The organism is Pseudarthrobacter sp. MEB009 (genome assembly GCF_030208875.1).
In the GTDB taxonomy this organism is placed as follows: Bacteria; Actinomycetota; Actinomycetes; order Actinomycetales; family Micrococcaceae; genus Arthrobacter.
Map to the genome: position 1 here is coordinate 32,795 of NZ_JARVTC010000010.1, position 19,165 is coordinate 51,959.

17 protein-coding genes are annotated in these 19,165 nt (G+C 67.3%); 4 read left to right on the forward strand and 13 right to left on the reverse strand.

Translation table 11 applies throughout. The features are described from left to right. Positions 1-18: 18 nt before the first annotated feature. Positions 19-1,203 (reverse strand): 1-deoxy-D-xylulose-5-phosphate reductoisomerase, encoded by a 1,185-nt coding sequence (gene dxr, locus QRN07_RS09155; protein WP_285240909.1) that lies wholly within the window; start codon positions 1,201-1,203, stop codon positions 19-21. Between the two features lie 58 nt (positions 1,204-1,261). Between dxr and QRN07_RS09160 the strand changes: the two genes are divergently transcribed. Continuing rightward, on the forward strand, positions 1,262-2,731 hold the full coding sequence (locus QRN07_RS09160; protein ID WP_285240955.1) for a lipase maturation factor family protein: 1,470 nt from the start codon (positions 1,262-1,264) through the stop codon (positions 2,729-2,731). A gap of 68 nt (positions 2,732-2,799) precedes the next feature. Here the strand turns inward: QRN07_RS09160 and QRN07_RS09165 are convergent, their stop codons facing one another. Genes QRN07_RS09165 through QRN07_RS09195 form a run of 7 tightly spaced genes read right to left on the reverse strand, consistent with a single transcriptional unit; the run spans position 2,800 to position 10,818 of the window. Beyond that, complete coding sequence (locus QRN07_RS09165) at positions 2,800-3,636, reverse strand: HpcH/HpaI aldolase/citrate lyase family protein (protein WP_285240910.1); 837 nt, start codon at positions 3,634-3,636, stop codon at positions 2,800-2,802. Beyond that, a complete protein-coding gene (locus QRN07_RS09170) occupies positions 3,633-4,220 on the reverse strand; it encodes a MaoC family dehydratase (protein ID WP_050687583.1) in 588 nt (195 codons plus the stop codon). The genes QRN07_RS09165 and QRN07_RS09170 overlap by 4 nt, the downstream gene beginning before the upstream one ends. After that, the gene (locus QRN07_RS09175) at positions 4,217-5,026 is read right to left on the reverse strand and encodes a CoA transferase subunit B (RefSeq protein WP_050687581.1); all 810 of its coding nucleotides are present in this window, start codon (positions 5,024-5,026) and stop codon (positions 4,217-4,219) included. Before QRN07_RS09175 ends, QRN07_RS09170 begins: the two co-directional genes overlap by 4 nt. A gap of 2 nt (positions 5,027-5,028) precedes the next feature. Next, positions 5,029-5,820, reverse strand: a complete 792-nt coding sequence (locus QRN07_RS09180) for a CoA transferase subunit A (protein WP_050687579.1) — start codon at positions 5,818-5,820, stop codon at positions 5,029-5,031. A 35-nt stretch (positions 5,821-5,855) separates the two neighbouring features. Continuing rightward, entirely contained in the window at positions 5,856-7,019 is a 1,164-nt protein-coding gene (locus tag QRN07_RS09185) for an acyl-CoA dehydrogenase family protein (RefSeq protein WP_056598952.1), read from the reverse strand. Further along, positions 7,016-9,205: an ATP-binding protein gene (locus QRN07_RS09190; RefSeq protein WP_285240911.1), complete on the reverse strand. Its 2,190-nt coding sequence runs from the start codon at positions 9,203-9,205 to the stop codon at positions 7,016-7,018. Before QRN07_RS09190 ends, QRN07_RS09185 begins: the two co-directional genes overlap by 4 nt. Positions 9,206-9,210: 5 nt before the next feature. After that, positions 9,211-10,818: a carboxyl transferase domain-containing protein gene (locus QRN07_RS09195; RefSeq protein ID WP_050687572.1), complete on the reverse strand. Its 1,608-nt coding sequence runs from the start codon at positions 10,816-10,818 to the stop codon at positions 9,211-9,213. 167 nt (positions 10,819-10,985) lie between these two features. Here QRN07_RS09195 and QRN07_RS09200 point away from each other — a divergent pair, with 167 nt between their 5' ends. Beyond that, positions 10,986-11,642 (forward strand): SACE_7040 family transcriptional regulator, encoded by a 657-nt coding sequence (locus QRN07_RS09200; RefSeq protein WP_285240956.1) that lies wholly within the window; start codon positions 10,986-10,988, stop codon positions 11,640-11,642. Positions 11,643-11,764: 122 nt separating this feature from the next. Here QRN07_RS09200 and QRN07_RS09205 read toward each other — a convergent pair whose 3' ends face one another. From QRN07_RS09205 to pdhA, 3 genes are read right to left on the reverse strand one after another with little or no spacing between them, the layout of a single operon-like run. After that, positions 11,765-13,285 (reverse strand): dihydrolipoamide acetyltransferase family protein, encoded by a 1,521-nt coding sequence (locus QRN07_RS09205; RefSeq protein WP_056598960.1) that lies wholly within the window; start codon positions 13,283-13,285, stop codon positions 11,765-11,767. Beyond that, a complete protein-coding gene (locus tag QRN07_RS09210; protein WP_056598963.1) occupies positions 13,282-14,292 on the reverse strand; it encodes an alpha-ketoacid dehydrogenase subunit beta in 1,011 nt (336 codons plus the stop codon). The genes QRN07_RS09205 and QRN07_RS09210 overlap by 4 nt, the downstream gene beginning before the upstream one ends. After that, positions 14,292-15,461, reverse strand: coding sequence for a pyruvate dehydrogenase (acetyl-transferring) E1 component subunit alpha (gene pdhA, locus QRN07_RS09215; protein ID WP_056598966.1), 1,170 nt, complete (start codon positions 15,459-15,461; stop codon positions 14,292-14,294). The genes QRN07_RS09210 and pdhA overlap by 1 nt, the downstream gene beginning before the upstream one ends. Before the next feature lie 194 nt (positions 15,462-15,655). Between pdhA and QRN07_RS09220 the strand changes: the two genes are divergently transcribed. Together QRN07_RS09220 and QRN07_RS09225 are read left to right on the forward strand one after the other, a co-directional pair. After that, entirely contained in the window at positions 15,656-16,129 is a 474-nt protein-coding gene (locus QRN07_RS09220; protein WP_050687561.1) for an Lrp/AsnC family transcriptional regulator, read from the forward strand. Between the two features lie 139 nt (positions 16,130-16,268). Continuing rightward, positions 16,269-16,967 (forward strand): hypothetical protein, encoded by a 699-nt coding sequence (locus tag QRN07_RS09225; RefSeq protein ID WP_056598969.1) that lies wholly within the window; start codon positions 16,269-16,271, stop codon positions 16,965-16,967. Between the two features lie 84 nt (positions 16,968-17,051). Here the strand turns inward: QRN07_RS09225 and QRN07_RS09230 are convergent, their stop codons facing one another. After that, a complete protein-coding gene (locus tag QRN07_RS09230; protein ID WP_056598972.1) occupies positions 17,052-18,668 on the reverse strand; it encodes a monocarboxylic acid transporter in 1,617 nt (538 codons plus the stop codon). Beyond that, entirely contained in the window at positions 18,665-19,045 is a 381-nt protein-coding gene (locus QRN07_RS09235) for a DUF485 domain-containing protein (protein ID WP_050687555.1), read from the reverse strand. The genes QRN07_RS09230 and QRN07_RS09235 overlap by 4 nt, the downstream gene beginning before the upstream one ends. Between the last annotated feature and the right edge of the window lie 120 nt (positions 19,046-19,165).

A 19,165-nucleotide genomic window follows, 5' to 3' on the forward strand; every position in this document is an offset into this window, starting at 1 on the left:
GGCGGTGCTGCTGCTTCCTTAGAGACTGCGAAGTGCTAAACGATCCTGGGCGCGGGCGCGTGCCCAGCCTTCAGCATCCAACACGGATTCCACCGTCAGCCCGGAGGAACCTGAATGTTCGCTGAGGACGGCCTCAACGGTGTCCACAATGTCAGTGAACCGGATCCGGCCGGCGTGGAAAGCCGTGACGGCTTCCTCGTTGGCGGCGTTGAAGACCGCAGGGAACGTGCTGCCCTGTTTGGCGGCGTCCTTGGCGAGGTCAACGGCGGGGAAGGCCGCCACGTCCAGCGGTTCGAAAGTCCAACTGGCGGCCTTGGTCCAGTCGCAGGCCGACGCGGCCTGGGGTACCCGGTCCGGCCAGCCAAGGCCCAGGGCGATGGGCAGGCGCATGTCCGGCGGAGAGGCCTGGGCGATCACCGAGCCGTCAACGAACTGGACCATGGAGTGCACCACCGACTGCGGATGGACCACAACGTCGATCCGGTCCAACGGAACGTCGAAGAGGAGGTGCGCCTCGATGACTTCCAGCCCCTTGTTCACCAGGGTGGCCGAGTTGGTAGTGACCATTACGCCCATGTCCCAGGTGGGGTGCGCCAGGGCCTCACTGGGCGTGACACCGTGCAGGCTGTCCCGGGTGCGGCCCCGGAACGGCCCGCCCGAGGCCGTAAGGATGAGTTTTTCCACTTCCCCGGCGGACCCCGCGCGCAGGCACTGCGCGATAGCCGAGTGTTCGGAGTCGACCGGCACGATCTGGCCCGACCGGGCGGCGGCCTTCACCAGGGCGCCGCCTACGATCAGTGACTCCTTGTTCGCCAGGGCCAGGGTTGCGCCGGACTTCAGCGCTGCCAGCGTGGGCGCCAGTCCGATTGATCCGGTGATGCCGTTCAGGACCACGTCCGCGTCCAGGCCTGCGATGTCAGCGGCGGCGTCCGGGCCGGAGAGGATCCGGGGCCGGTAGCCGGGGCGGCCCGCGGCGGCGGCTGCTTCCGCGATCAGCCGGGCCAGGACGCCGGGATCCCCGGCAGCGATGCCTATGGTGGCGGCGCCCGTGTGGACGGCCTGCCTGGCCAGGAGGTCCAGGTTGGCCCCGCCGGCACTGAGGGCCACAACCTCGAAAAGGTGCGGGGCGCCGTCGACGACGTCAATCGCCTGGGTGCCGATGGAACCGGTGGATCCGAGGATGACGATTCTGCGTGGCTGCATGGGTTAAGTATCCCGCACCAACCTTGACCTCCGGACGGGGCGGCGTAGCGTGGACCGTGTGGACTGGCTGGGCTGGTTTGATGCGCCGGAATACGGGTTCGCCCGGCAGGTGCTGCAACGGGGTGTGGCGGGCCTGTACTTTGTGGCGTTCCTGTCCTCCCTGAACCAGTTCCCCGCGTTGGTTGGGACGCATGGACTCTTACCCGTCCCCGACTACCTGGCCCGCGGCAGGCTGCGGCGGCCAACACTGTTCAGCCTGCATTACTCGGACGGGTTGCTGCGGGGTGTGTGCGCCGCGGGCCTGGGGATTTCGGCGCTGCTGGTGGCCGGCGTCCCCCAGTGGGGCCCGCCCTGGGTTCCACTGCTGGCGTTCCTTGCCTTGTGGGCGCTCTACATGTCGATCGTCAATGTTGGCCGTACGTTTTACGGCTTTGGCTGGGAGATGCTGCTGCTGGAGGCAGGCTTTACGGTGGCGTTCCTCGGTTCGGACCAGACCGACCCGCCGCGGACCATCCTGCTCCTCCTCGCGTGGCTGGTGTTCCGGCTGGAGTTCGGGGCCGGCATGATCAAGATCCGGGGCGGGCGCGAATGGCACGATTTAACAGCCCTGTACTACCACCATGAGACCCAGCCGATGCCCGGGCCGCTGAGCCGCCAGGCGCACCTGCTGCCCAAGCAGCTGCACAGGATCGAGGTGCTGGGCAACCATTTCGCGCAACTGGTGGTTCCGTTTTTCCTTTTTGCGCCCCAGCCCCTGGCCTCGGCGGCCGCCGCCGTTGTGATCCTGACCCAGCTGTGGCTGGTGGCCACCGGGAACTTCGCGTGGCTGAACTGGATGGCCATGGTGCTCGCGTTCGCGGCGGTCAGCGACCCTGTGGTGCACGCCCTGATACCGGCCATCCCCGTGGGCGGGCAGGGTCCTGGCCTGGGCCCGGTGGGCCCCGCGCCGGCGACTCCGCTGTGGTGGCTGGCCATCACCCTGGCCGCCACGGTGCTGCTGCTGGTCCTCAGCTACCGGCCGCTGCGCAACCTGCTCTCCCGGCGGCAGCTGATGAACGCCAGCTTCAACCGCTGGCAGCTGGTCAACGTCTACGGGGCGTTCGGCACCGTTACCCGCCGGCGCGTGGAAATTGTTGTGGAAGGAACCCTGGACAGCAGCCCCGGTGCCGGCTCGCAGTGGCTCGAGTATGCCTTTAAGGGAAAGCCCGGGGACGTCAACCGGATTCCCCGGCAGTGGGCGCCGTACCACCTGCGGCTGGACTGGCTGATGTGGTTCCTGCCGTTGCGGACGGTGCACGAGGACTGGTTTTACGCGTTCCTTACCCGGCTGCTGGAGGCGGACCGGGCCACCCTGCGGCTCCTCCGCCACGACCCGTTCGACGGCGTCCCGCCACAATGGGTGCGGGTGCACAGCTACCACTACCGTTTCGCCAGCCGGGAGGAGTACCGGGCCACCGGCGCGCGGTGGGTCCGCACGTTCCTGCATGAATCGGTGCCGCCCACGTCCCTGCGGCGGGCCGGCCGGTGAGGGCAGGCCGGGTCAACTCCGCGAAAGCAGGCCAGGCCGGCGAAGGCAGGCAGGTCGGCGTTACTGCATCAGCCGTTTTGGGCGGCGCGGCGCAGGGTGGCCTCGGCATGTTTGAGGATGGGCCCGTCGATCATTTTTCCTTCAAACGCGAAGACGCCGGAGTTGGCCGCCGCCGCAGCCGACAGCAGGGCCTGCGCCGCTTCGATGTCCGCCGCCGATGGGGCGTAGGCTGCCCGGACGGCAGCCACCTGTGCCGGATGGATACAGGCTTTGGACCCGAACCCGGATGCCACGGCGTCCGCTGATTCCACTGCCAGCCCAGCCACGTCCGGAATGTCCACGTAGACGGAATCCACTGCCTCCTTGCCGAAGGCCCGGGCGGCCAGCAGCACGGCTGAACGCGCGTGCAGTGCCACAGCACGGTAGCCGCCGTCGGCCATCCTGCTGGAGGTGCCGCCCAAGGTCGCCAGCAGGTCCTCGGCACCCCACATCAGTGCCACAACGTTGGGAGCCGCCGCTATGGCCGGGGCATTAAGGATCCCCAGTGCCGTTTCGCACAGGGCGATGACCTGGTAGCCCTCAAGGGCCTCGAGCTGCGCGGCGCTTTCCGCCTTGGCCAGCATGACTGTCCGGTACGGCGTGTGGGCCAGGCAGTGCAGGTCCTTGGCGAACTCTTCCGTGCCGGCGGGGTTGATGCGGACGATGGTCCTGCTCGGGTCCAGCTCCGGGCCCTCCCCGGCTCCGAGCTGGGCCAGGATAGCGCCGCGGGCACGCTGTTTCTCCGCCGGGGCCACGGCATCCTCGAGGTCCAGGATGACGGCGTCCGCTCGGTCAGCAGCCTTCTGGTACCGCTCCGGCCGGTCCGCAGGGCAGAAGAGCAGGGCGGGTCCCATCAAAAAAGTCATACCGGTATTGTGCCTTGTCCGCCAGCCGCTGTGGTGGCTTCCCGGGCGTTGCCCTGCTGGCCGGCGTGCGCCTCCCGGGTCCACATCAGGCAACTGCGGGTGGCCAGGGCCACCACGGTACCGTCCTGGTTGCGGCCGGTGTGCGCCATGGTGGCGATGCCCTGCCCCGGCCGCGAACCGGACAGGCGCTTCCCCGTGATGACCGTCTCCGTGTAGAGCGTGTCGCCGTGGTACAGCGGGTGCGGGAAGGAGACGTCCGTGAGGCCCAGCTGGGCCACGATGGTGCCCTGGGTCAGCTGCGTGACGGATTGGCCCACCACCGTGGCCAACGTGAACATGGAGTTGACCAGCCGCTGGCCGAAGGGCTGGCCGGCGCTCCAGGCGGCATCGAGGTGCAGGGCCTGGGTGTTCATGGTGAGGGTGGTGAACAGGACGTTGTCCGCCTCGGTGACGGTGCGGCCCGGCCGGTGGGCGTACAGCACGCCTTCTTCGAGTTCGTCGAAGTAGAGGCCCCGCTGTTCAATGACGCGCCGCTCCTGCTGGCCTTCCGGGGGCCGGTGCGTGCCGCTGGTTCCGGTGCTCATACCGTCAGTTCCTGGTCTTCCTCGAAAAGTTCGGCGCCGGTGGCCGCTGCCACGTCGGCCAGCGAGACGTCCGGTGCCAGTTCGCGGAGTACCAGCCGGGACCCGGAAGGATCACGGACCACGTCAATCACGGCGAGGTCGGTGATGATCCGGTCCACGCAGCCCTTGCCGGTGAGCGGCAGCGAGCACTCCTGGACGATTTTGGGGTTACCGCTGCGGTCCACGTGCTCCATCATCACAATCACTTTTTTGGCGCCAAACACCAGGTCCATGGCGCCGCCCATGCCTTTGACCATCCGGCCGGGGATCATCCAGTTGGCCAGGTCGCCGTTGGCGGCGACTTCCATGGCGCCGAGGACGGCGACGTCCACATGGCCACCCCGGATCATGCCGAAGGAGGCTGCGGAGTCGAAGAACGCCGCTCCCCTGTTGACGGTGACGGTCTCCTTGCCGGCGTTGATCAGGTCCGGGTCCACCGCGTCCTCGGCCGGGTACGGGCCCACCCCCAGGATGCCGTTTTCGGAGTGGAGGACCACTTCGACGCCAACCGGAATGTAGTTGGGAATCAGGGTGGGCATGCCGATCCCCAGGTTCACGTACTGCCCGTTGCGCAGCTCCCGGGCCACCCGGGCAGCGAGCTCGTTCCGGCTCCAGCCCTTGGCGGCGCCCTGTTGCCCTGGTTCCCCGGCGGCCGCCCCTTGGCCGCCGGCTGCCCCTGAACCCGGGCCGCCCTGGTGGGTTGCCCGCCGGTAACCGGGCCGGATGGCCTCGGGCCGGGGCGCGTCAATGCTGTTGGGGTCCGCCATGGTTATGCTCCTGCCTGCGCGCTGCTGCCGGGTGCCGGGGTGGCAGCCAGGGCCACTGTCCGCTTCTCGATCCGTTTCTCGCCGTCCGGCGCCAGGACCACACGCTGGACGAAGATCCCGGGTACATGGACGTGTTCGGGGTCCAGGTCACCCGGTTCAACCAGCTCTTCGACCTCGGCGATGGTGATGCGGCCGGCCATGGCGCACAGCGGGTTGAAGTTCATCGCGGCTGCGTGGAACACCAGGTTGCCGTGCCGGTCTCCCTTCCAGGCGTGGACCAGGCCAAAGTCCGGCGTCAGCGATTCCTCCAGGACGTAGTCGACGCCGCCGAAGGAGCGGACTTCCTTGGCTGCGGAGGCCACCGCGATCCCGCCGGCGGAGTCGTATTTCTGCGGCAGGCCGCCGTCGGACACCTGGGTGCCCACCCCCGCCTTGGTGTAGAACGCAGGGATCCCGGCGCCGCCGGCCCGCAGCTTCTCCGCGAGTGTTCCCTGCGGTGTGAGGACCACTTCGAGTTCGCCGGCGAGGTACTGGCGGGCAAATTCCTTGTTTTCACCAACGTAGGAGCTGATGGTGCGCCGGATCCGGCCGTCACGGAGCAGCAGCCCCAGGCCCCAGCTGTCCACACCGCAGTTGTTGCTGACCGTTTCCAGGTCTGAGGTTCCGGCCCGGTGCAGGGCGTCGATCAACGCGACCGGGATGCCGCAGAGCCCAAACCCGCCCACTGCCAGGGAGGCGCCGTGGGGGATGTCCGCGACTGCCTCATCGGCGCTGGCGACTACTTTGTCAATCATCGGGGGATCCTTTCAGACCGGCGCCTGCGGGGGGACTACAGTCCCAGTTCGCGGGCGATGAGCATCAGCTGGACTTCGGTGGTGCCCTCCCCCACTTCCAGGATCTTGGAGTCGCGGTAATGGCGTGCCACGGTGAACTCGTTGATGAAGCCATAGCCGCCGAATACCTGGGTGGCATCCCGCGCGTTGTCCATGGCCGCCTCGCCTGCGACCATCTTAGCGATGGCCGCCTGCGTCTTGAACGGCTTGCCGGCGAGCATCCTGGCTGCGGCGTCGTAGTAGGCCAGCCGGGCGGTGTGGGCCCGGGCTTCCATGCGGGCGATCTTGAAGGAGATGGCCTGGTATTTACCGATCGTGTGCCCGAACGCGCTGCGCTCCCGGGCGTATTTCACGGACAGGTCAACGCACCCCTGGGCGGCGCCGGTGGCCAGGGCTGCAATGGCGATCCGGCCCTCGTCCAGGATGGAGAGGAAGTTGGCGTAGCCGCGGCCCTCCTCCCCCAGCAGGTTGGCCTCGGGGACGCGGACGTCCTTCAGCGTCAGGGGGTGGGTGTCCGAGGCATTCCAACCCACCTTGTTGTAGGCCTTCTCTGCCCGGAAGCCCGGCGTTGAGGTGGGCACCAGGAGGGTGGAGATGTCCTTCCGGACGCTGCCGTCAGCGCGCTCGCTTTCGCCGGTCACGGCCGTGACGGTGACCAGTTTGGTGATGTCGGTCCCAGAGTTGGTGATGAACTCCTTGTTGCCGTTGATCACCCAGTTTCCGCCGTCACGGTGGGCGTGGGTTTTGGTGCCGCCCGCGTCCGATCCGGCTTCGGGTTCGGTGAGCCCGAAGCCCGCCAGGGCCTCCCCGGACGCCAGCATGGGCAGCCATTCCTGCTTCTGTGCGTCCGTTCCGAACCGGTACACGGGCATGGCGCCGAGGGAGACGCCGGCTTCGAGGGTGATGGCCACTGACTGGTCCACCCGGCCCAGCTGCTCCAGCGCGAGGGCCAGGGCAAAGTAGTCCCCGCCCATGCCGCCAAATTCCTCCGGGAACGGCAGGCCGAACAGGCCCATCTCCGCCATCTGCTTGACCACGCCGTACGGGAAGCTGTGCTCTTCGTCGTGCTTGGCGGACACCGGTGCCACCACGTTGTCGGCGAAGTCCCGGACCGTGTCGCTCAGGTCCTGGTACTCCTCGGTAAGTTCAAAACCGGTCATGGCCGGGCTCCTTCTGCTGTGGGATGTGTGGTGGACGGTGTTTCCGGGGTGTCAGGAGCGGATGCGCTGCCTGGGTGCGGGTGGATGGTGGCCAGGACCTGGTCCGCTTTGACCAGGTCGCCGGGTTGTGCGGCCAGCTTCACGATCCCCGCCAGGGGCGCCACCAGTTGGTGCTCCATCTTCATGGCCTCCACGGACAGCAGCACCTGCCCCGCGTCCACGGTGTCGCCGTTTTCTACAGGAACGGACACCACGGTGCCGGGCATCGGCGAGCGCACTTCCGGATCCGTGGCGCCTTCCTCGCGCTGGATGCCTGCGCGGAGGCGTTCCAGCCGGGCTTCCCGGGTGAGGACCTCCAGCCGGCAGGACCAGCCGCCGTTACCCAGGAAAACCTGCAGGGGAACGTCCGACGCCGGCTGGCCGGGTTGGGGCATTCCGTTTCCGGGGAAAACGGGGGCAACGTTGTATCGGGTGGGTACGCCGTCGAGCGTCACCTCTGCCTGGTGCGGCCCGGCGGGACGGAGCGCGGCACGATGCGGTGCGCCGCCGTCGACGGTCACTGTCACCGGACCCGCCTGCAGGTTCCCGGCCACCGTGACGGTGGCCGCACCGCCGTCCGGCAGCGCAAACGTGATGTGGCGTGGCGGCCTGCCGCCCAGCCGCCAGCTGTCCCGGCGTTGCCAAGGGCCGGCGGGGCCTTGTTCCTCCGTCCCCAGCGCATAGAGGGCCGCAGCCGCCAGTTCGGTGCTGCTGACGCCGCGGAAAGCGAGCTCCGGCAGCCTCCGCTCGATCAGCCCGGTGTCCAGACGGCCGGCCTGGACGTCCGGGTCGTTGAGCAGCAGGCGCAGGTACTCCACGTTGGTGTCCACGCCCAGCGCGACGTAACCGGCGAGCGCCGTATCCAGGGCTGCCAGGGCAGCCGGGCGGTCGTCGCCCCAGGCGATGATCTTGGCCAGCATCGGATCGTAGTCGGCGGAGAGCTCCAGCCCCGGCACCAGCGCGGAATCCACGCGGACGTTGCCGCCCTGGCCCGGGGCGTGCTCTGCCAGCACATGGACTGTCCCGGTGGCGGGCAGGAAGTTCTTCGCCGGCACTTCGGCGTAGACCCGCGCTTCCACGGCGTGGCCGGACAGCACGACGTCGGCCTGCCGGACAGTGAGCGCTGCGCCGGCAGCGATCCGCACCTGCCACTCCACCAGGTCGATGCCGGTGACCATCTCGGTGACCGGGTGCTCCACCTGCAGGCGGGTGTTCATTTCCATGAAGTAAAACTGGTCCGGGGCGTCGTCCGAGACCAGGAACTCCACCGTTCCGGCACCGCTGTACGCCACGCTGCGGGCGGCGTTGCAGGCGGCCTCCCCCAGCCTGGCGCGGATGGCGGCCCCGTCCGGGAGTCCCTCGAGCAGGGGTGAGGGTGCTTCCTCGATGACTTTCTGGTGCCGGCGCTGGAGGGAGCATTCGCGTTCGCCCAGGTGGATCACGTTGCCGTGGTTGTCCGCCAGGACCTGGACCTCGATGTGGCGGGGCGTACCGACCAGGCGTTCCAGGAAGAGGGTGTCGTCGCCGAAGGCGCTGGCTGCCACGCGCCGGGCGGTGGCCAGCACCCCCGGTAGCTCCGCCGGGGACTCCACGGCATGCATTCCTTTACCACCCCCGCCGGCCGACGGCTTGATAAGCAGGGGGAATCCGACGGCGGCCGCAGCGTCAAGGAGGTCCTGATCGGTCATGCCCGGCCTGGCAACACCGGGGACCACGGGGACGCCGTACCCGGCCACGTGGTTCTTGGACCGGATCTTGTCCCCCATGATGTTCAGTGCTTCCACCCCCGGCCCGATGAAGGCGACGCCGGACTTGGCCAGCGCGCGGGCGAAATCGGCGTTTTCGCTCAGGAAGCCGTAGCCCGGGTGGACGGCGTCCGCGCCGGTGCGGCGGCAGGCGTCCACAACGGCGTCAATGTTCAGGTAGCTCTCCGCCGCTGCGGCGGGGCCGATCCGGACGGCGGTGTCGGCTTCGCGCACGTGCCGGGCGCCGGCGTCGGCATCGCTGTAGACGGCGACGGAGCGGATGCCCAGCGTTTTGAGCGTCCGGATGACGCGGCAGGCGATTTCGCCGCGGTTCGCCACCAGGACGGTGCCGAAAAGGGCACCCGTTTCCTTGGCGGGGCGGGTGGTTGCTGGCGTGGTCATAGGGCTCACATCCGGAAGAGGCCGAAAGAGGTATCCGGCAACGGGGTTCGGGAGACAACGTCGAGGGCGAGGCCCAGCACGGTGCGGGTATCTGCAGGGTCGATCACGCCGTCGTCCCACAGCCGGGCAGTGGAGTAATACGGGCTGCCCTGATCCTCGTACTGCTCCTTGATGGGGGCTTTGAAGGCTTCCTCATCGGCCGCCGGCCAGTCTTCCCCTGCGGCCTCATACTGGTCCCGTTTGACGGTGGCCAGCACGCTGGCCGCCTGGTTGCCGCCCATCACGGAAATCCGGGCCGCGGGCCACATCCAGAGGAACCGGGGCGAGTAGGCCCGGCCGCACATGGAGTAGTTTCCGGCTCCGAAAGAACCGCCGATCACCACCGTCAGCTTGGGCACCCGTGCCGTGGCTACCGCGGTGACCATCTTGGCGCCGTTCCTGGCGATGCCGCCGTGCTCGGCGTCCTTGCCCACCATAAAACCGGAGATGTTCTGCAGGAAGACCAGCGGGATCCCGCGCTGGTCGCAGAGTTCAATGAAATGGGCGCCCTTGAGCGAGGACTCGCTGAACAGGACACCATTGTTGGCCACGATGCCTACCGGGTGGCCATGCAGCCTGGCGAAGCCCGTCACCAGGGTGGTGCCATATTCCCGCTTGAACTCGTGGAACGTGCTGCCGTCCACCAGCCGGGCGATGACTTCGTGGACGTCGTAGGCGGCGTTCACGTCCGTGGGGACCGCTCCATAGAGTTCGTCCTCGTCCACCACGGGCGGCACGGGCGGTTCCACCTGCCAAGCCGGTGCGGCCGGCTGCGGGAGGGTGGCGACGATGTCCCGAAGGATCTGCAGGGCGTGCCGGTCGTTGTCCGCCAGGTGGTCGGTGACGCCGGAAATCCGTGAGTGCACGTCGCCGCCGCCCAGTTCCTCTGCCGTTACCACCTCGCCGATGGCGGCCTTCACCAGCGGCGGACCGCCCAGGAAAATGGTGCCCTGGTTGCGGACGATGACCGTTTCATCGCTCATGGCCGGGACGTAGGCTCCGCCCGCGGTGCAGGAGCCCAGCACCGCAGCGAGCTGCGGGATTTTGGCTGCGGACAGCCGGGCCTGGTTGTAGAAGATCCGGCCGAAGTGGTCCCGGTCCGGGAAGACCTCGTCCTGCATGGGCAGGAACGCCCCGCCCGAATCAACGAGGTAGATGCAGGGCAGCCTGTTTTCGAAGGCGATTTCCTGGGCCCGGAGGTGTTTTTTGACTGTCAGCGGGTAATACGTTCCGCCCTTGACGGTGGCGTCGTTGGAGATGACCAGCACCTGGCGGCCGTGGACCGTTCCGATGCCCGCGATGACCCCGGCGCCGGGCGCGTCGCCACCATACATGCCGTCCGCTGCCAGCGGGGCGATCTCCAGGAAGGGACTGCCGTCATCCAGGAGGCCGTCGATGCGTTCCCGGGGCAGCAGCTTGCCGCGGGCCACATGGCGCTGGCGGGACTTTTCCGGGCCACCCAGGGCGGCGGTCTGCAGCCGTTCCTTCAGCTCAGCCACCAGTTGGAGCTGCGCCTCCCGGTTGGCGGTGAACGCTTCGCTGCCTGGTTGCAGGCGGCTGGCAAGGGTCTCCATCGACGCGTCCATTCCCATGTTTTCCGACCGGCAAAAGCCAACTCGGTTAGTGACTAATAACTGAAATTCAGGTTAGTCTCTATTAACTGTGATGTCCAACACAGGTGCTGCCTTGCTAGAATCTGCGGGTCCAAGGAGGAAAAGTGCCAAGCAATGACACCACGCACATGGGCGGGAACAGCGGTCCACTGCCCGGTGGTGCCGGCACCACGGCAGGAACCACCCAGCGGAGCCAGGCCAAGGAGAACCGCCGGCAGGCGCTGCTGGCCGCTGCCGCTTCCCTGTTCGCCCGCGACGGGTTCACCCGGGTATCGCTGGAGGACCTCGGCGCCGCGGCAGGCATCAGCGGACCCGCTGTGTACCGGCATTTTCCGGGCAAGCAGGCGGTGCTGGCAGCGCTGCTGGTGACTGTGAGCGAGGACCTGCTGGCGGGCGGCCGACAGGTAGTGGACCGGCACCCCGATCCCCTCACCGCCGTGCGCCGGCTGGTGGCGTTCCAGGTGGAGTTCGCCTTGGGCAAACCGGACGTTATCCGGGTGCAGGACCGTGACTTCAGCGCCCTGGCCGGGCCCGACCAGGCGGCGGTGCGCCTGCTCCAGCGCAGCTACGTGGAGGTGTGGGTGGATGTCCTGGTGCAGCTCCATCCGGGCACTGACCCTGCAGAGCTCCGCATGCGTGCCCAGGCCACCTTCGGCCTGATCAACTCCACGCCGCATTCCGTATCCGGGCACGGCCGGCGGGTTGCTTCGAAGACCGCCCGCCCGCTGCTAGAGGCCATGGCCGTGGCTGCCCTCACGGTTGGGACGCCGGAACCTGTTTCCTGACCGCGGCTTGCTGACCACGGCTTGCTGGTCAGGCCCACTGATCAGGGTTCCTGGTCAGGGTTGCTGATCAGCCCGGCCGAGGCCTGGCCGGGGTCCCGACCAGGCCCGGCCCGACAAAGCCCTCAGACCATGGTGAGGGCCATGCCGGGTTCGGCCAGGATGGCGCCGACATCGGCAAGGAAACGGGAGCCCTGCTCACCGTCCACCAGACGGTGGTCGAAGGACAGGCTGAGCGTGATGACTTGCCGGAGGGCCACTTCCCCGCGGTACTCCCACGGCGCAGTCCGGACAGCCCCCAGCGCCAGGATCGCCGCCTCACCGGGATTCAGGATGGGCGTGCCGGCATCAATGCCGAACACACCGATGTTGGTGATGGAGAGCGTCCCACCGGACAGCTCGGCGGGCGCGGTCCGGCCGGCCCTCGCCGTGTCGGTCAGTGCTGCCAGCGCTTCCGCGAGCCCAGCCAGGGACAACCGGTCCGCGTCCTTGATATTCGGAACGGTAAGGCCCCTTGGAGTAGCGGCGGCTATCCCCAGGTTCACGTAGTTATAAGTGACGATCTCCTGGGCGGCACCGTCCCAGCGCGAATTCAGTGACGGGTTGCGCCGCAGGGCGATGAGCACCGCTTTCGCCGCGAGTGTGAGCGGCGTCAGCCGGAGTGCACCGAACTCCCTGCTTGCCTTCAGCCGGCCCAGCAGCTCCATGGTGGGAGTGACATCGACCGTGAGGAACTCCGTGACGTGCGGGGCCGTGAAGGCACTTTCCACCATGGCCGCTGCAGTGTATTTCCGCACTCCCTTGATGGGCGTGCGGAATTCACGTTCACCGGCCCCCTGCACCACAGGCTGCTTCCCGGGCTGCTCACCTGACTGCTGCTCCGCCGCCCGATGCTCCGCGGGGGTTCCCGTCTCCCCGGGCGCACCGTGGACAAAAGCCTGGACGTCTTCCCTGGTGATCAGGCCCTGCGGTCCGGTGCCAGCAACCTGCGCGAGGTCCACCTGGAGGTCGCGGGCCAGCTTGCGGACCGGTGGGGTGGACCGCGGCCGCTCCACGGTGCTTTCCACCGGTTTGGCTGCGGCGGGACCTGCTTGGCCCGGCGTGACCGGGGATGGATCGGCGGCGCTCGAACCAGCGGGCGCGAAAATCCTGGGCCGCCGGGCCGGCCTGCCGGAGCTTTCGACGACGGCCCCGTACCCGACGAGGTTGGGCTCCCGCTTGGGCGGGGCCGGCACAGCGTCCACTGCCGACTGCCCGCGCGCGGCACTTGCTGCCACGGCATCTTCCGTCGCGCCCTCTTCTGGCACAGCGGTGACGGTCCCAGCGGCGCCTTCGGTTGCGGCTGCACCGTTGGCCGGACCTTTGGCTGCAGCGGCCGGCGGGAGGGCGGCGTCGTCCGGCACCTCAAAGGAAACGATGGGGTTCCCTACCGCCACCACGGAGCCTGGCTGCTCATGCAGTTCCCTGATGACACCCGCAAACGGCGACGGCAGTTCCACCACGGCCTTTGCCGTCTCGACTTCGGCGATCACCTGGTTGAGGGTGACAGTGTCCCCCACCGCCACCTTCCAGCTGAGGATTTCTGATTCGGTAAGGCCCTCGCCCAGGTCCGGGAGCCGGAATTCCTTGATCATGGTGGCGCTCATCCTTCCAGCCCGCTCAGGGAGTTGGGCCGGCCCAGGGCACGGTCAACGCCGTCCAGGATGCGGTCCAGGCCGGGCAGGTGGTGCATCTCCAGCTTGGAATAGGGGTAGGGGATGTCAAAGCCGGTGATCCGGACGGGTGCCGCCTCCAGATGGTTGAAGCACCGTTCGGTGATGCTGGCTGCGACTTCGGCGCCGAGGCCACCGGATTGCCCTGCTTCGTGTGTGACCACCAGGCGGCCGGTCCTGCGGACCGAGGCCACCACGGTGTCGTAGTCCACAGGGGCCAGCGAGCGCAGGTCAATGACCTCCAGGGAGATCCCTTCGTCCGCGGCCGCCGCGGCGGCGTCCAGGGCGGTTTTGACCAGCGGCCCGTACGCCACCAGGGTCACGTCGGTGCCTTGCGTCAGGACCCTGGCCTGTCCCATGGGCAGCGCTGCGGCAGGGTCAACCCCTTCATCCACCTCGCCCTTGTCGTGGTACCTGCGCTTCGGTTCGAAGTAGAGGACGGGATCATCACAGGAGATGGCCTGCTGGATCACTGTGTAGGCGTCCTGCGGGTTGGAGACGCTGACCACGCGCAGGCCGGAGGTGTGCGTGAAGTAAGCCTCCGGGGATTCGGAGTGGTGTTCCGGGGAGCCGATGCCGCCGCCGAACGGGACCCTGATGGTGATGGGCATCCTGACGGCGCCCTGGGTGCGGTAGTGGAGCTTGGCCACCTGGCTGACGATCTGGTCGAAGGCGGGGTAGATGAAGCCGTCGAACTGGATCTCCACCACGGGGCGGTAGCCGCGGTAGGCCAGGCCAACCGCGGTTCCGAGGATGGCTGACTCCGCCAGCGGCGTGTCCACCACGCGGTGTGTGCCGAAGTCCTTCTGCAGGCCGTCCGTGATCCGGAAGACGCCGCCGAGGGCGCCGATGTCCTCCCCCATCAGGATCACCTTGGGATCGTTTTCCAGCGATTTGCGCAGGCCCGCGTTGATGGCGCGGGCGAAGGTCATGCGGGTCATCAGCGTGCACCTTCCTGGGTTGCGGCTCCGGCGGGTTCCCCGAAGGAGGCCAGATATCGGGCGTAATGCTCCTGCTGCCGGTCCAGCCACGAGTTGGGAGTGCTGTAGACATGCCGGAAAACGTCCATGGGCTCAGGGTCCGGCATGGTGGTGCAGCCCTTACGCATCCGGTGGGCAACGGCGTCGGCCTGGTCCCTGACGTGCTGCTGGAAGTCCGCCGTCAGCAGGCCCTTCCGTTCCAGGAGCGCCGCCACCCGGCTGATGGGATCCTTCGCCGCCCAGTCTTCAAGTTCGTTGGCGTCCCGGTACCGGGTGGGGTCATCGGCTGTGGTGTGCGGACCCATCCGGTAGCTGACGGCTTCGATGAACGTGGGGCCGCCGCCACGCCGCGCCCGGTCCAGTGCGAGCCGGGTGACGGCCATAACGGCCAGGACGTCGTTCCCGTCCACCCGCAGGCTGGGGATGCCGAAGCCGGCAGCACGGTCGGCAAGCTGGATATGGGACTGCAGCCGCACCGGTTCGGAAATGGCCCAGTGGTTGTTGGTGCAGAAGAAAACAACCGGCACCTGGAAGCTCGCCGCGAAGACCATTGCCTCATTAACGTCGCCCTCACTGGTGGCGCCGTCACCGAAGTACGCCACGGAAACGGCGTCCGCGCCGTCGTACTGGATGCCCATGGCATACCCCGTGGCGTGGAGGGTCTGGGCGCCGATGATGATCTGCGGCGTGGCCATGTTGATGGCGTAGGGATTCCAGCCAGATGAAGCGTTGCCCCGCCACACCCGGACCAGGTCCGTGAGGTCCACGCCCCGGCAGTACGCCACGCCGTTTTCCCGGTAGCTGGAAAACACAAAATCGTCCTGGCGGAGCGAACGGCCGGAACCGATCTGTGCCGCTTCCTGGCCCAGCAGTGGCGGCCAAAGGGCGAGTTCGCCCTGGCGCTGCAGGGCGGTGGCCTCCACGTCGATGCGCCGGATGACCGTCATGTCCTCGAACAGGGAGCAGAGCTGTTCGTCGCTGACATCCTTGACCCAGAAGTCGAATTCCGGATGGCTGACCCGCTCCCCCGCGGGAGTGATCAGCTGGATCAGGCGGTGTGCCACCGCAGGGCTGGTTTCCGCCATTTCCGGGGCTGCTGCCGCGCCCTGGCCCGTTTCGTCTGTAGACACGATAGCCCGCACCTTCTTACGTCGTTTGACCTGCGGTTGCGGGGCTTTTGGCCCTGCCCACCGCGGGCCGCCCGGGCGCCGTTGCCCCGGATATTGTGACCCTACTCACAACCACCACAAGGTACAACCACTGCACGGATCATTGAGCAAAGTGCCCTGTCCGGAGTATCTGCACCGTGCTAGCGTTGCGCATTATGCAAGCTCTGGATGGCACTGACACCCGCCTCTTATCCGCCCTGGCGCAGGATCCCCGCCGGACCGTGGTGGCCCTGGCCCAGAAGCTTGGCCTGTCCCGGAACACCGTGCAGGCCCGGATGGCCCAGCTTGAGAAGAAGCACGCCTTCCTGTCGTTTGAGCGGCGGATCAATCCTGCCGCGCTGGGCTATCCGTTGATGGCCTTCATTTCGGTGCATGTGCAGCAGCAGAAACTCGCCGGCCTGGCCGGCGAACTTGCGGGCATCCCGGAAATCCTGGAAGGGTACGGGCTCACCGGCTCCGCCGACCTCCTGTTGCGCGTGGTGGCGCTCGACGCCGAGGACCTGTTCCGGATCAACGGGAAGATCCTGGGCTGTGACGGCGTGGACCGGACCGACACTGCCCTCGCCATGGGGGAACTGATTCCGTTCCGGGTCCAGCCACTGCTGGACCGTGGGTCCGCGGCCGGCTAGCCCCGGCACGCGTTCTGTGCCGCACGCCCGCCGGCCACGCCCGGGACAGCGGGGGGTTATAGGCTTGGTGGCAGATATTGGCGGCCCGGCAGCGGGCCCCTCAGACGGTGCAGCGCACCACGTCCGGAAAGGCTCTACCTTGAGCAGTCCCCAGGAACCGAACCAGTCCGGCCCGTCAGGCTCCGAACCCCGGCAGCCGGACGTTCCCGGGCAGCCCCCCGTTCCGCCACCACCACCGGCGTTCGGGCCCGGACCATATCCGGCACAGCCAGGCCAGGAACAACCCTTCGGCACCGGGGTCCCCGGCCAGCAACAACCCGGCCAGCATGCCCAGAACCAGTACGCGCAGAACCCCTACGCCCAGGCGGGTCCCACCCCGTTTGGCCTCCCCGGGGAGGCACCCCGGCCGAAGCGGCGCAGGACGCTGTGGATCATCCTTGCAGCCGTGGGCGGTTTCCTGGTGCTTGTTGCCATCGGCGTGATTGTCCTGATCAATGTTGTGGGCGGAGCCACCAACCAGGCAAAGGGACTCGCGGATGGGTTCACGGACCTGGTCATCGCCGGCGACACCTCGACGGCCTACGACGATTACCTGGACCCTGCCCTGCAGAAGCAGATCTCCAAGGAATCGTTCATTGCCGGCATCGAAAGCCTCGATATGGACGCCAGCTGCAAGCCGGACTACAACAGCGTCAACGTGGCCACGGAGAATGGCAGCAAGTCGGCGGACATCGCCGGTGTCATCGCCTGCGACGGCGGGAACGTTGACCTGGCCTACCACTTTGAAGGCACTGACCAGCTGAAGATGACCAACATCAAGCTGCGGCCCGCCGGGTAGCGGAACCCTGCACACCACCAACCCGCCACACCACAAAGCCTCCGTGCACTGTCCAGTGCACGGAGGCTTTGTGTCCGGGCGGGGTTAGTGGTTGGTGGCCTTTTCCGCCCCGACGCCGGTCAGGGAACGGACCTCCATTTCGGCCTGCTTGGCGCTGTCTTCCTTGTTCCGGTCCAGGATGGTGCCCAACCAGCCCAGGATGAACGCCAGCGGGATGGACACTATGCCCGGGTTGCTGAGCGGGAAGATCGCGAAGTTGGCGTCCTTGACCATGGACGTGGCCGCACCGGACACCACCGGGGAGAAGATGATCAGGATGATCGCCGACCCGAGGCCGCCGTACATGCTCCAGACGGCGCCCCGCGTGGTGAAGCGGCGCCAGAACAGCGAGTAGATGATGGTGGGCAGGTTGGCGGAGGCGGCCACGGCGAACGCAAGCGCCACCAGGAACGCCACGTTCTGGCCGTTGGCGAAGATGCCGCCCAGGATGGCCAGGACGCCGATGACCACCACCGTGCGGCGGGCCACCTTAACTTCCGTGGCGGCGTCGGCCTTCCCCTTGGCGATGACGCTGGCATAGATGTCATGGGCGAAGGACGCCGCGGCGGTGATGGTCAGGCCGGCCACCACGGCCAGGATGGTGGCGAACGCGACGGCCGAGATGAAGCCCAGCAGGAGCGGCCCGCCCAGGTGGAACGCGAGCAGCGGTGCTGCGGAGTTCACGCCGCCGGGGGCCGACTTGATGGTTTCCGCCCCGACCAGTGCCGCTGCGCCGTAGCCCAGGACCAGGGTGAAGAGGTAGAACAGGCCGATCAGCCAGATGGACCAGACCACGGACTTGCGGGCTTCCTTGGCGGTGGGGACCGTGTAGAACCGCATCAGCACGTGGGGCAGCGCTGCCGTACCCAGGACCAAAGCCAGGCCAAGCGACATAAAGTCCAGCTTGGAGGTGTTCGTTTTGCCGTACTGCAGGCCCGGGTTGAGGACCGCGGGGTTGTTGGCGGTCTCCACGGCCGCTCCCAGCAGGGTGGAGAGGTTGAAGCCGTAAATGGCGAGGACCCACAGGGTCATCACAGCGGCCCCGGCAATCAGCAGGATGGCCTTGATGATCTGCACCCAGGTGGTGCCCTTCATGCCGCCGATCAGGACGTACATGATCATCAGGGCGCCGACGACGATGATCACCAGTGCCTGCCCGCCCCAGTCGCTGATGCCCAGCAGCAGGGAGATCAGGCTTCCGGCGCCGGCCATCTGCGCCAGCAGGTAGAAGAAGCACACGGCCAGCGTGGAGATGGCCGCCGCGATGCGTACCGGGCGCTGCTTCAGGCGGAAGGACAGCACATCGGCCATGGTGAACTTGCCGGTATTGCGCAGCAGTTCCGCCACGAGGAGCAGCGCCACCAGCCAGGCCACCAGGAAGCCGATGGAGTACATAAACCCGTCGTAGCCGTTGATGGCGATCGCACCGGTGATGCCGAGGAAGGACGCTGCCGACAGGTAGTCGCCGGCAATCGCGGTGCCGTTCTGGGATCCGGTGAAGGACCGGCCGGCCGCGTAGTAGTCGGCGGCCGTTTTGTTGTTTTTGCTGGCCCGGAACACGATGACCATGGTCACTGCCACAAAGAGGCCAAAGATTCCCATATTCAGCAGGGTGGTGTCCTTGAGGGCTGCAACATCGACAGCGAGGGGGACGGTGATCATTTGTTCGCTCCGCTCACTCGGTTGCCGTCTTTATCGAACTCGTGGCCTTCGATTTCGTTCCTGATGTCCGCTGCGATGGGATCGAGCCGGCGGTTGGAGTAGCTGACGTACCAGCCGGTGATGGCGAAGGTGGACACAAACTGGAGCAGGCCCAGGATCAGGCCCACGTTGATGTTGCCCCACACCTTGGTGGACATAAAGTCCACGGCGTAGTCCGCCAGCAATACGTAGGCGAAGTACCAGAGCAGGAAGGCCACGGCCATGGGAAACACAAAGCTGCGGTGGCGTTTGCGGAGCTCCTGGAACTGTTCTGTCTTCTGGACCTGTTCAAAGTCCACGGACGCGGTGGCGTCCGGAGTGTGGGCGTCGTTACCCATCGTTCCTCCTCATTGAGACGTAAGGTTCACACGCGGCGGCGGGCCGGGGTAGAGGCCTGCGCAGATGTGACTGCAATCACTCTGCGGTGCGGCGCCGCCCACAATCCAGTGCCTGCCCCC